This window comes from Mycobacterium sp. (genome assembly GCF_052143115.1).
Lineage (GTDB): Bacteria > Actinomycetota > Actinomycetes > Mycobacteriales > Mycobacteriaceae > Mycobacterium.
This window is the reverse complement of record NZ_JBKQTQ010000217.1, coordinates 1-12,870: the sequence shown is the minus strand read 5'-3', so window position 1 is coordinate 12,870 and position 12,870 is coordinate 1. Positions and strand designations below refer to the sequence as shown.

Here is a 12,870-nt window from a genome sequence, read left to right as displayed (position 1 = left end):
CGAACTCAGTCCGCAGGGCCGGGCGCCAGCGCCGCCGACGGTGTTCAGGATGCAGATACAGCTCCGGAACCGCTTCCAGCGGAGCCAGCACCACCGTCAATTGCAGCTTTGCGTTCCGCTGGTGGCGATGACCTCGGCGTGGTGCACGAGGCGATCGATCATGGCTGCGGCTACGACGTCGTCGCCGAACACTTCGCCCCATCGAAGGGTTTGTTGCTGGTGACGATGAGACTGGCCCGTTCGTAGCGGGAAGACACCAGCTGGAAAAACAGGTTGGCCGCTTCGGGCTCGAACGGGATATAGCCCACCTCGTCGACGACCAGCAGCGGATAGCGGGCCAGACGGACGAGTTCAGCTTGTAGGGTGCCGCCGTGGTGGGCGGCGGCCAGGCGATCGACCCATTGCGACGCGGTGGCGAACAGGACCCGGTGGCCGGCTTGGCAGGCGCGGATCGCGATCCCGATCGCCAAGTGTGTTTTCCCGGTTCCGGGTGGACCGAGGAATACCACGTTGTCCTTTGCGGTCACGAAGTCCAGGGTGCCCAAGTGTGCGATGGTGTCACGTTTGAGACCCCGGGCGTGGTCGAAGTCGAACTCCTCCAACGACTTCCGAGACGGGAAGCGGGCGGATCGGATGCGGCCTTCGCCGCCGTGGGATTCCCGGGCGGACACCTCACGCTGCAAACACGCCGCTAGGAACTCCTCGTAGCTCCAGGTTTCGGTGCGGGCACGCTCGGCGAGCCGGTCGATGGCCTCACGCAGGGTCGGCGCCTTCAGCGCCCGGGTCAGATACGCCAGCTCCGCGGTCACGGGGGGCAACCGGATAGCACTCACCGTTGACATTGCCCGCACGATGAAGTCATTTCAGCCGAATCAGATCGTGCTCATGCACGCCAACCTGCCCACCATTACACCTGACGAACCTGGGCTCGCGGTACAGCAGACGAACGACCTCGCGACTCGCGACTTCCGCCCCTACTCCGCGCCGGTCCGGTGATGGTCGCATCTAAAGCGTCGGTAACAGATAACTATCAGCTAATTCGAGCAGATCAGCTGGCAAGACAAGGAGGCTCAGATGACGGGCAACGATGACGGCACCAAGACTTGCCGAATCGACGTGCTGATCGAAGAGCACGAAGAGCGCACCCGTGCAAAGGCGCGACTGTCCTGGGCAGGCAAGAAGTTCGTCGGTGTTGGTTTGGCACGACTCGATCCGGCCGACGAGCCGGTGACCCAGATCGGCGACGAACTTGCGATCGCCCGGGCGTTGTCCGATTTGGCGAATCAGCTGTTCGCTTTGACATCAACCGATATTCAAGCCAGCACTCACGAGCCGGTCACGGGTCTGCACGACTGAACAAGGCCCGCGCAAGGATGTGCGACGGTGTACCGCGGCCACGATGACCTTTGGCCCTACGGCGACGATTTGCGAGAGCGTAGCAACGAATCATGAGACAGAGACCCGATTCACCAGCTGTTCTCGACGTCGAGGTAACGACGCATGGGCAGCTAGATCTCGCGCGCCAGCACCGCCACTTGCTCGAGCGTGCCCGGTTCCTGGAAAAGGTGGGTGGCGCCAGGGACCACGGCGACCTCGCACTCGGCAGGGATCGCCGCTTGTGCCTGCCGGTTGAGCTTAAGGGCCATCTCGTCGCGTCCACCCACTATCAACAGGGTCGGAGCGTGCACGTCGCTCAGTGCTTCGCGCGCGAGATCAGGATGCCCGCCGCGGGATACCACCGCCGCTACTTTGACACCGGGATGTGCGGCCGCAGCCAGGGCCGCGCCCGCACCGGTGCTGGCACCGAAGTAACCGACCGGCAATGACGCGGTGTCGGGTTGGCCGGCCAGCCAACCCGTGACATCGACCAATCGGCGGGCGAGCAATGCGATGTCGAAGACGTTGGCGCGGTTGCGTTCTTCATCGGGTGTCAGCAGGTCTAAAAGCACAGTGGCGAACCCGGCGTTGTTGAGGACCTCGGCGACATATCGATTGCGCGGGCTGTGTCTGCTGCTCGGGCTGTGTCTGCTGCTTCCGCTGCCATGCGCGAACACGACGACCCCCGTCGCGTGCTCGGGAATGGTCAAATGCCCAGCCACCGAGGCCTGCCCAGCAGTCACCCGGATTTCCTCGTCACGCAGCGGCGGATCGTCGGCGCCGGCGCTGGCGACTGCACGAAAACCGCTGCGGGCGCGCTTGAGGAGCGCGACCACCTCGTCGTCTGAGGTCTGCCCGAAGTTGCGGTAACCCTGACCAACGGCGAAATACGGCACCGGCGTTTCCAGGCACACCACCTCGTCCGCGTACTCGGCAAACTGTTTGGCGGTGTCGCCGGCCCCGATGGGAATCGCCAACACCACCCTGCTGGCCCCCTCGGCTCGGGCCACCTGGCAGGCAGCCTGCGCGGTCGCTCCGGTCGCGATGCCGTCGTCGATGATCACCGCCGTTCGCCCCTTCAGCGAACTCCGGGCATGGTCAGCGCGGAAGCGTTCGGACCGGCGTAGCAGCTCGGCTCGCTCCTTGCGTTCGACCGCAGTCATTTCCTCGTCGCTGAGGTGAGCCTCTCGCACGACGGAATGATTGATTACCCGCACACCGCCTTCGCCGATGGCGCCGAAGGCTAACTCCGGGTGAAGGGGCACCCCCAGCTTGCGTACCAGCAGCACATCGAGGGGGCTCCCAGCGCCTTAGCGACCTCGAAGGCCACCGGGACCCCGCCTCGCGGCAGACCGAGCACCACTACATCTTGATCGCGCAAAAAGTCCATGCGCGAAGCCAATTGCCGTCCGGCATCGGCACGATCATCGAACCGCATCATGAGTCGAGTCTGGATGCTGTCACGGCCCGCCGGTATGGCCACAAGTCCTTTAACCAACCGACGAAGTTCCCGAAAACCGCTACGCATCGCCACGATTGACGCCGATTCTAGGATTGTTGTCTGGCAAGTCTGTCGGTCGCGATGTATCGCAGCAACGCACCGACCCCGTCCGCGGGTGCGATCCGGTCATCGGCTCGAACCAATGAGGCGCCAACCGCGATTGCGGCGAACGGCAACGCCTCATCGGCCCTTGCCACGCGTTCCACCGGTTCGCCGAGTTCGGACAGCACGTCGGCATCGGGCGCGACCGTGGTAAGTGCTTTGCCGGTGACCACAGTGGCGTCGCCCAGCTCACCGACGATCAGCGTGTCGATGTCGCCGTCACGCAGCGCCGCGCATACGGCAGCGACCCCTTCGGCCGCCAACCCCGAGCCGCGCCCGATTTCGGCTTCAAACCGATCAGCGATGTCGGCCATTTCGATGCGGTGGCGCCGAGCGAACTCCGCGGCCGTCAGCTGGCGGATCTCGTCGGAATCGATACCGCTCTTGCGCGCTTCGGCATGTAGTTGTGACACCCGCCGGGTCACGCGCTCCGGTAATTCGGCAACCACATCCGTGCGTGCACGAACCGCGCCACACAGGAAGACCACCTCGGGATCCGCTTCGTCCACCAGCCGCGTCAGGTGGTCGGCGACCGCGCGGCAGTTCATGCGGATAGCTTCCTCGGTCGTGTGCTGGAAGTCGCCGTAGCCGTTCCAGCCGGCAGTGACCGGCTTGTGCACCGGGTATCCAGCGCCCTCGATGCTGGTGGAACTGACGGCGCCCCCCTGGTACAGCGTGACGTCGGCGCCGGTGTGATCAACCGCGGCAAACACATAGGTCGGTCGCCGCATCTCCAGGTCGATCAACGGCACGATGTACGGGTAATCCGATAGGCGAACCACCGTGACCGGTGGCGGGCTGATCAGTTGCTCGTTGACCAGCACCTGATCGCTGGTCGCGATCACCGCGCGGCCGCGCCGACCCACGGCGGGTCGATGGTTGAGCACGGCTTCCCCAAGCGTGCCGATGATTTCCGTGCCCGCGCCCCGGTCCTCGAGATGCTTGCGGATATCGCGCCATTTCGCTTCGAGTTGCTCGACCGCGTCTGCGGTGTCGTGTGAATCGTCGAAATATACCGAGGCAAAAGGACCTTCTGCTTTTACCAGCCACCTGAGGCGTTCTGATCGCATGCCATCCCTCTCCACTGTTGCGCCGCCTGCGCTTGTGCCTGCTGTTCGCCAACCGTATGAAGGGCGAACGTGGCGCCGCGAGAGTCGTTAGCCCCCCGATGTGGGTCTTAAGTCCCGGTCACCGAGGGCCTCGACTTAGTCGCAGCGGCGGCCGCGGCCGTGCATTGCTGGGTGTGGCGTAGCCTTTCAAGTTCCCGTGCGATCCGTGGGCTGACACCCACGGGGTAGGACCAGCCGGTAGCTTCCAACGAACGAAGCTGAGGCGGAAGCCGATCGATCTGCCGGCGCGCCCAGTTTCGTGACGCCCGCAATCCGGGATCGTATTGCGGAAGGCGCCAGCCGTTCTTCATGACAGGAACCAGCAGCGGCTCGCCATCGAGCTCTTCGTCGGGCTGGCCGATCGTGTCGCCAGCGAAGACTCCGTGGTCGAGCTGGCGTGCCACCTGCTTGCGGCCCGGATAGATCACCTTGCCGCTGGAGAACTTGGTCCGCCCGGCGCCGTCGTACTCCACCAGCTTGTACGCCATGTCGAGCGCAGGTGCGTCTTGGGCCACAGCGAGTTTGGTTCCCACAGCGAACGCATCGATGGGGCAGCCATCATCCATCAGCGCCGCGATTCGGTACTCGTCGAGACCGGACGAAGCGAAGATCTTGACCTGGTTCAAACCCGCCGCGTCGAGCTTTGCGCGTGCCGCCTTCGACAGCGCACCGAGGTCCCCGGAATCGAGCCGGATTGCTGCGACGCGCCGATTTTCGGCGAGTTCGATGACGTGATCGACACCGCGCAGCGTGTCGTACGTATCGACGAGCAAGGTTGTGCCCGGATAGAGCCGGGCGAATGCGTCAAATGCGTCGAGCTCGTTGTCGAAGGCTTGAATGAAGCTGTGAGCCATCGTGCCGAACGCGGGGATTCCGTACTCGCGGGCCGCAAGCAGGTTCGATGTGCCCGCTATGCCGGCGAGGTAGCTGGCCCGCGCGACCTTGACCGCCGCGTCGGTGCCGTGTGCGCGCCGCGCTCCGAAATCCACCACCATTCGTCCGCGGGCGGCTTCGACCACACGGGCAGCCTTGCTCGCGATCACGCTTTGCAGGTGAATCTGGTTCACCACGAAGGTCTCGGCGAGTTGGGCTTCCAGAATTGGTGCGATCACCTGCACGATCGGCTCGTTGGGAAAGACCACAGTCCCTTCCGGCACCGCCCACACGTCTCCGGTGAAGCGAACTGCGGAGAGCGACTGCAGGAATTCCTCGGTAAACAGTCGCAATCCGCGCAAGTAGGCAATGTCCTCCCGCCGGAATTGAAACGTTTCGAGGAAGTCGAGCACGTCTGACAGGCCGGCAGCCATCACATAGGACCGGCCCTGGGGGACTTTGCGAAACAAGGTCTCGAACACGGCCGTTCCCGACATGTGTTCAGCCATATAGGCCTGCGCCATGGTGACCTCATAAAGGTCAGTGAACAGCGCAGGAAAATATCGGGGCGTCATGGCGACTGTTATCCGTTGCCTCTCGTTTCGGTCGTACGGGGTGGATCTCATGGGTGCACGGACTCATGTTGTCGTGCTTAGCTTTTCGCTACCGAGCTTTAAGCCACGCGCATCGGTCGTTGTCAGGTCTGCACGCTCCTCATTGTTCGTAGAGAGCCGAGAGGCGGTCTGCAAACTTCTCCACGACTACCTTGCGACGCAACTTCATGCTCGGCGTGAGATCGCCAGCCTCGATGGAGAGCTCGCGGTCGATGATCGTGAATCTCTTGATCTGCTCCCAGCGATTCAGTTCCAGGTTCAGCTCGTCGATGTAGCCGGCGATCAGTTCCTGTGTTTTCCCATCGCGGGCTATCTCGGCGAAGGAATTGCCCTCCAGACCATGCTTGCCGGCCCAGTCGGTGATCGCTTCGTTGTCGAGGCTGACCAGCGCCACGCAGTAGGGCTTAGCCTCCCCGTAGGCGAGAAGCTCGCTCACATACGGGCAGAGGCCCTTGAATTTCGCATCGATCGCCGACGGCGCCACGTACTTGCCTTGCGAGGTCTTGAACATGTCCTTCTTGCGGTCGGTGATCCGCAGATAGCCGTCGGCGTCGATCTCCCCGACGTCGCCGGTGTGGAACCAACCGTCCTCGTCGAGTGCCTCGGCGGTGGCGTCCGGCAGATCGTGGTAGGCGGTCATCACGCCAGGTCCCCGCAGCAAGATCTCGCCGTCGTCGGCGATCTTTGCCTCGGTGGCCGGGAACGGCCAGCCGACCGTTCCGAATCTGTATGCGTTGGGGCGGTTGATAAATGATGCGGCCGCGGTCTCGGTCAGCCCGTAGCCCTCGAGCACGATGATGCCGACGGCGTCGAACCATTGCGCGACGTCACGGTCCAGAGCGGCGGCCGCGGAGACGAAGAACCGCATCCGCCCACCGAACCGCTCGCGGATAGTGGAGAACACCAGCCGGTCGGCCACCTTGTAGGCCAGCGATGACGCTAACGAAGGCTTCTTCCCGGCTTGCCGGGCTTCCGACACCCGCATGCCGATCCCAATTGCCAAGTCGAACATCTTTTTCGTGAGCCTGCCCTGCTCGGCGACCATCCCCTCGATGCGCGCATGTGCCTTCTCGAAGATGCGCGGCGCGGCACCCATGATGGTGGGACGCAGGGCCGCGAGGTTATCGACAATCCTCTCGACGCGGCCGTCGATCGCGGTGGGGAAGCCGAGCTGCAGCGGCAGTGCCAGCATCACTTTGCCGAATGCGTGTGCCAGTGGCAGCCACAGGAAGTTCAGGTCGTCGGGGCCGAGGATGTTGAGCGCGTCAATGGCCGCGGCGGTGTACGTCCATGCCCCGTGGGTCAGTCGCACGCCTTTCGGCCGCCCGGTGGTGCCGGAAGTGTAGATGAGGCTGGCGAGCTGGTCGGGGCCGATGGTTGCGACCCGCTCCTCGATGGTGTTGGGCGAGTCGGCGAGCAGTTGCTTACCCAACTGCTCCAGCTCGTAAAGGGTGATCACCCAGTCGCCGTCGCCCTTGCCGTCGATGATCACGACCTTGCTCACATCGGGCAGTTCGGTGCGATGTTCGAGCAGTTTGACCACCTGGGTCTGATCCTCGGCGACCACGACCCGGCTTCCTGAGTTGGCGATGATGTACGCGACATCGGCGCCCATAGTCGTCGGGTACACGGTGGTGGTCGCGGCGCCGGCGCACATTATGGCGAAATCGACGAGCACCCACTCGTAGCGCGTCGAAGATGCGAGCGCGACCCGATCCTCCGGGTCGATCCCCAGTGAGATCAGCCCCGCGGCGATGTGGCGCACGCGCTCACCGACCTGCTGCCAGGTCACGCTCTCCCAGCCGTCGTCGTGCGGATACCGAAAGGCTTCCGCGTGCGGGGTCGCGGCGACGCGGTCGAGGAACATCCGTGCCACCGACGGCGCGCGATTCTCGATCTTGGTAAAGTCGGGCCTCTCTTGCGAGGCGAGTGGTGCGTTCATGTTGCTAATCCGTTCATTCCGAACTGAATAGCGGTGGGGCGGTGATCTGGTCACACCTTCGATCCTGCTGGGTTCTCCAGGTCGGGAATAGAGACCAAAGTCATCCGGATGTTCGGCAATCGTTTCTTTCCGACGAAGCCGGGTGTTCTGCGCAACGTCAGGCTGTCGGGCCGCCCTTCTTCTGGCGTGGTTCCGTATTCAACTGGCAACGGCTACATCAACGGATAAGCACTCGCCTAGGGCATAGGTTGCCGACCAATCACCTACACGCACCGCGCGTGCAAGGTCGTCAACCAACGGGCTGTGGGCGCTCACTTCCGCCAACCACGCGGACACCGTGGCCGTGATCTGGTGAGCGGGTACACGGGCCATATGTCCGTGCTGCAGCCGATCGGTCAACTGATAGATCGTGGTCGTCCCCCTGCGCTGTGGCCAATGATGCCGCCATATCGCTGAATTCATCGTCTTCTCCCGGCTAGCCTTATCGGTCCATCCGACCACTGCCGCTAGCCGAGACACAGAGGCCAAGAGCACGACTACCGGAATGCTTTGGTCTCGCTTCGGACCTGCCGAAGTCCCAGCCCGACAGGGTCTTTTGTCGCTGCGCTTACCCACTTACTGCCCAGGCGATGGCTGGGCCGGTCGCGTACCGTACATCTGGTGACGGCGCATTGCGGGGTACCCGGCTTTTGGGGCACTGCGATACAGGAATTGGCGAGATGACCGCTGTATCAACGGATCACCGTCGGCAGTTGGCGCCGGAGCGGCGCGAATCAGGCACTCGCGCCGGGCTGCCAAGCGGGCTGGCGTGAGTGCCGCTAGCACCGAGGAGTTGGCGGCGCTGCGTGTGTTCGCCGATGTCCCGGCTGAGGATCTGGCGGCATTGGCTGCCAGTCTGGAGCCCCTGCATGCGGCCGCCGGCGAGGTCCTGATGCGGCAGGGTGAGCGAGCGGTGTCGTTTTCGATCATCGCGTCCGGTCGAGTCGAGATCAGGCACGTCGGCCCGGATGGGCAGATCGCGGTGACCGAGCTGTCGCCAGGGACGATTGTCGGTGAAATCGCTTTGCTGCGAAATGCACCCAGAATGGCGACGGTGATCGCGAAAGATGACGTGTGCGGCTATGTCGGATACGACGGCGCTTTCGAGTGCATGCTGGCCATTCCGGTCGTCGCCGATCGGATGGTCCGTACCGCGCGGCAGCGGTTGGCCGCATACATCGCCCCGATCCCGGTATCGGCCAAAGGCGGTGCCGGGCTATTGCTGCGCCCGGTCCTGCCCGGTGATGCCGAGCGGTTCAAGAGCAATGGTTCATTCTCGCGGGAGACTCTGTACCGGCGGTACCAGGGTGGCGCTCCGACTGAGGGGCGGCTGGCCTACCTGTTCGAGGTTGATTACGTTGACCATTTCGTCTGGGTCGTTACCGACGGCGTGGACGGTCCGGTCGTCGCCGACGCACGCTTCATCCGGGATGAACACGACCTCGCCTCGGCAGAGGTTGCGCTCACCGTGGCGGACGCCTATCAGGGCCGCGGGATCGGGACACTGCTGCTCGGTGCGCTGGCGGTCGCTGCCCGCGTCGACGGCATCGAGCGGTTTCACGGCCGGGTGCTTTCCGACAATCCGCCCGCGCGTGCGTTGGGCGATAAGGTGAACGCCCGCTGGGAGCAGGAGGAACCCGGGGTGGTCACTACGACGGGGCAGATCCCGGCCGCCGATGACCTACCCCTCGATTACGACACGCGCTTGCAGATCCAGCATGTGGCCCGTCAGGTGATCCGTGCGTTCGATTGACCCGGCCAAATGTGACCAATGCCCCGGGCCTTGGTGCCTTTGCGCCCTTACCGGATGGCGAGGTGCCTACGCAGCATGGATCCGTTCGGGCCATGTTCTGGAAAGGAGTTGGGCAATGAAGTCGCTCATCATCTGCGTTTCGAAATCCCACGGCAATACTCGCCGCGTCGCCGATCGGATGGCTGAGGTGTTTGATGCTGAGGTCAGTCAGTCGACCCCGAAACGCTCGGCGAGTACGACCTCGTAGGCTTCGGGTCCGGCATTTATTTCATGACGGTGGACGCGAGGCTACGGAACTTGATGTGTCGCCTACCAGCCGTTGACCACATCCGGGCGTTCACTTTCTTCACCAGCGGCGCCCGGGAGGTTCCGCTGTTGGGCTACAACAAGCCGGTTCGGAAACAGCTCGAATCGAAGGGCTTTGAGGTGATCGGTTCGTTTTCTTGCCGTGGGTTCGACACGGTTGGGCCATTCGGGTTCGTCGGCGGGATCAACAGGGGACGGCCTAATGACCACGACCTCGATCGGGCCGCGGCATTCGCGGCACGCATTCGCAAACGGGTCGAGGGCTCCCAGGCTGCTTCATGACCTATGGCAAGCAAGACTGCGCCCCTCCCATCCTGGCGCTGGTGCGCGGCCTCGTCGCCGAGGTTCACCCGCATGCCGCGCCGCCCTCGGTGACGCTTGACAGTACTTTCGACAACCTGGGCATCGGCAGCCTTGAGTTGGCGGAATTGTTGCTGCGCGTCCAGGATAAATTCGGGGTGGCACTGCCGCCCCACATCTTGGCCAGTGCGGAGACGCCGCGCGACCTGTTAGCGGCCGTCGCTCGCGGCCAGCCCGCCGTGGGGGAGGACCGTGGCATGGTTTCACTTCCGGCCACCGCGCCGGGTGGTCTGGCGCCAGACACGACGTTGACCCTGAACGACGTCCTCAGCTGGCATGTCAGCGCGACCCCGGACCGAACGCACATCCGCATCCTCGACGATGCTGGCGGCCCCGTGGACGTGAGCTATGCCACGCTGCACCAGGAGGCGGCTGCGGTAGCGGCCGGGTTGATCGCGCACGATGTCATGCCGGGCGAGACGGTCGCCATCATGTTGCCCACCTGCCGGGCGTATTTCGTCACCTTTGCCGGTGTGGTCCTCGCCGGCGCCGTACCCGTTCCCGTCTACCCGCCGGCCCGGCCGTCCCAGCTGGCGGACCATCTGCGCCGCACGACCGGCATCCTCGCGAACGCCCGGGCCACGCTGCTGGTCACCGTGCCTGAGGCCGTTACCCTTGGCCACCTGCTGCGCTCGAACGTCGAAAGCCTGCGGCACGTCGTCGTTCCCGAATCCCTCACGGGCGCAGGCGAAGACGTGCTTCCGCGACCGCGAGCCGACGACTTCGCGCTGGTCCAATACACCTCGGGCAGCACCGGGCAGCCCAAAGGGGTCGCGCTCACGCACCGGAACCTGCTCGCCAACATCCGGGTGATGGGTCGGGCTGCGGCGGCGTCCGGGTCGGACACGTTCGTCAGTTGGCTGCCGCTATATCACGACATGGGTTTGATCGGTGCGTGGCTGGGGTGCATGTATTTCGGTGTCCCGCTGGTGGTGATGAGCCCCCAGGCGTTCCTGATTCGCCCGTCACGATGGCTCTGGGCGATCCACGCCAACCGCGCGACCATGTCGGCTGGCCCGAACTTCGCCTACGAGCTTTGCCTCGCCAAGGTCCGCGACGATGAGATCCAAGGACTCGACCTGAGCTCGTGGCGGTTGGCCTACAACGGCGCCGAGCCGGTGAGCCCCGCGACGATCGAGCGGTTCGCAAATCGCTTCGCTCCGTATGGGTTCCGGCGGGAAGCGATCACGCCGGTGTACGGGCTGGCCGAGTCCGCGGTGGGTCTAACGTTCCCACCGCTGGGCCGGGGTCCGCTCGTCGACCGAATCCGCCGAGATGCATTCGTGCGTTCCGGGCGAGCCGAACCGGCGGAACCGGGTGCGCCGGACGACCTCCGTTTCGTCGCCTGCGGCCAACCACTGCCAGGCCACGAGATCCGGATCGTCGACGCCGCCGGCAACGAGTTGGGTGATCGCCGTGAAGGTCGCATCGAGTTCCGCGGTCCGTCGGCAACCGCCGGCTATTTCAACAACGCGCTGGCGACGCGTGCACTGTTTCACGACGATTGGCTCGACACAGGCGACCTGGGGTATGTGGCCGGCGCTGACCTGTACGTCACCGGCCGGGTCAAGGACCTGATCATCCGGGCCGGCCGTAACCTCCACCCGGCGGAACTGGAAGAGGCGGTCGGCAACCTCAAAGGTGTCCGCAAGGGATGCGTGGCGGTATTCGCCTCTCCCGACCCATCAGGGGGCCCCGAGCGACTCGTCGTCATGGCCGAGACCCGAGCGACCCGAGACGACGCCCGCGCCGCTTTGTGCTCCGAAATCGCCGCCACCGCAGTGGATCTGCTAGGGGTGGCTCCCGACGATGTGGTCTTGGCGCCGCCGCGCACGGTACTGAAAACCTCGAGCGGCAAGATCCGGCGGGCCGCTAGCCAGGAGATTTACCAGGCCGGGAAGGTCGGCGTGCGGCCACGTGCGATGTGGTGGGAGTTGGCCCGGCTTCGCCTCCGCGGCGCCCTGCCGTCGCTGCGCCGAGCTGGTCGCGCGGCGAGCGCTGTGGCGTTCGCCGTCTATACGTGGGTCGTGTATACGGTTCTTGGGTTGTCGGTTGCCGTCTTGTTGCTGTTGCTACCGCGACCGCAATGGCGCTGGCGGGTGGCCCAGGGATCGATGCGGCTGCTGGCTCGCCTTACCGGTACGCCGATTGCGGTGCATGGCCTCGACCAGCTCCCAGCAGGGACCTCCATCGCGGTGGCCAACCACGCCAGCTGGATCGACGGGCCGGTGCTGGCTGCGGTGATGCCACAGTCGTTCCACTTAGTCGCGGGTGAAGTGCTCGAGCGTCAGGCACTCAACGGATTCGTGCTCAGGCGGCTGGGCCACCAGTTCGTCGAACGCCACCAGCGCGCGCACGGCGTGGCCGACGCCGACCGGCTGGCTGCCCTGGTGCGAGCCGGACAGTCGCTCGTCATCTTCCCCGAAGGCCGCCTGGCCCGCGCCCCCGGGTTGCGGCCCTTCCACATGGGCGCATTCGTGGTGGCCGCCGAAACCGGTGTGCCCGCCGTCCCCGTGGCCATCCGCGGGACGCGGACAATCCTGCGGCCAGAGCACCGCTTTCCGCGACGGGGAGCCGTCGACATCGCGGTTGGTGAGCCGATTTGGCCGTCGGGCGCCGACTGGGCTGCGGCAGTGGAACTGCAGCACGCCGCGCGGAACGCCGTCATGCGCCTTTCGGGGGAGCCGGACGTCGAATGACTAATGACCGATGGCCGGGCGGTGCCGCTCGGGCAACCGTTTGACCATCGGCCCTGGATCGTTGAGCCGTTACGAGTGTTTGCCGCCTACCGCCTGGCCCGCGCTTCGCACCACGCCGCGGAAGAACTCGATCCGCCCGGTGACCAGCTCTTCGGTTAAGTCCAGGGCGGCGTCGATGACGTTCTTGCGCCGCGC

The 12,870-nt window shown here is 64.7% G+C and carries 9 protein-coding genes and 2 pseudogenes; 5 read left to right on the top strand and 6 right to left on the bottom strand.

What is annotated here, in order from left to right:
• Positions 1–96: 96 nt before the first annotated feature.
• Positions 97–842 (bottom strand): annotated as a pseudogene (gene istB, locus ACLQI9_RS22015) (IS21-like element helper ATPase IstB).
• A 10-nt stretch (positions 843–852) separates the two neighbouring features.
• Between istB and ACLQI9_RS22010 the strand changes: the two are divergent.
• Positions 853–996: a hypothetical protein gene (locus ACLQI9_RS22010; protein WP_442379856.1), complete on the top strand. Its 144-nt coding sequence runs from the start codon at positions 853–855 to the stop codon at positions 994–996.
• 78 nt (positions 997–1,074) lie between these two features.
• Positions 1,075–1,356: a DUF1876 domain-containing protein gene (locus ACLQI9_RS22005; protein WP_442379854.1), complete on the top strand. Its 282-nt coding sequence runs from the start codon at positions 1,075–1,077 to the stop codon at positions 1,354–1,356.
• A gap of 152 nt (positions 1,357–1,508) precedes the next feature.
• Here the strand turns inward: ACLQI9_RS22005 and ACLQI9_RS22000 are convergent.
• From ACLQI9_RS22000 to ACLQI9_RS21980, 5 genes and pseudogenes are all read right to left on the bottom strand, one after another.
• Positions 1,509–2,818, bottom strand: a pseudogene (locus ACLQI9_RS22000) (phosphoribosyltransferase family protein).
• Positions 2,819–2,925: 107 nt separating this feature from the next.
• Positions 2,926–4,050 (bottom strand): Rv2629 family ribosome hibernation factor, encoded by a 1,125-nt coding sequence (locus tag ACLQI9_RS21995; RefSeq protein WP_442379852.1) that lies wholly within the window; start codon positions 4,048–4,050, stop codon positions 2,926–2,928.
• A gap of 107 nt (positions 4,051–4,157) precedes the next feature.
• Complete coding sequence (locus tag ACLQI9_RS21990; protein WP_442392191.1) at positions 4,158–5,537, bottom strand: nicotinate phosphoribosyltransferase; 1,380 nt, start codon at positions 5,535–5,537, stop codon at positions 4,158–4,160.
• A gap of 139 nt (positions 5,538–5,676) precedes the next feature.
• Positions 5,677–7,518, bottom strand: a complete 1,842-nt coding sequence (locus ACLQI9_RS21985; protein WP_442379848.1) for an AMP-dependent synthetase/ligase — start codon at positions 7,516–7,518, stop codon at positions 5,677–5,679.
• Between the two features lie 198 nt (positions 7,519–7,716).
• Complete coding sequence (locus ACLQI9_RS21980) at positions 7,717–7,980, bottom strand: hypothetical protein (protein ID WP_442379846.1); 264 nt, start codon at positions 7,978–7,980, stop codon at positions 7,717–7,719.
• A gap of 346 nt (positions 7,981–8,326) precedes the next feature.
• On the opposite strand from ACLQI9_RS21980, the gene ACLQI9_RS21975 reads away from it, so the two are divergent.
• The 3 genes from ACLQI9_RS21975 (at position 8,327) to ACLQI9_RS21965 (ending at position 12,675) form a co-directional block, all read left to right on the top strand.
• Complete coding sequence (locus ACLQI9_RS21975) at positions 8,327–9,310, top strand: GNAT family N-acetyltransferase (protein WP_442379845.1); 984 nt, start codon at positions 8,327–8,329, stop codon at positions 9,308–9,310.
• A 300-nt stretch (positions 9,311–9,610) separates the two neighbouring features.
• A complete protein-coding gene (locus ACLQI9_RS21970; RefSeq protein ID WP_442379843.1) occupies positions 9,611–9,898 on the top strand; it encodes a hypothetical protein in 288 nt (95 codons plus the stop codon).
• Positions 9,895–12,675, top strand: a complete 2,781-nt coding sequence (locus ACLQI9_RS21965; RefSeq protein WP_442392190.1) for an AMP-binding protein — start codon at positions 9,895–9,897, stop codon at positions 12,673–12,675. Before ACLQI9_RS21970 ends, ACLQI9_RS21965 begins: the two co-directional genes overlap by 4 nt.
• The last annotated feature ends 195 nt before the right edge of the window (positions 12,676–12,870 follow it).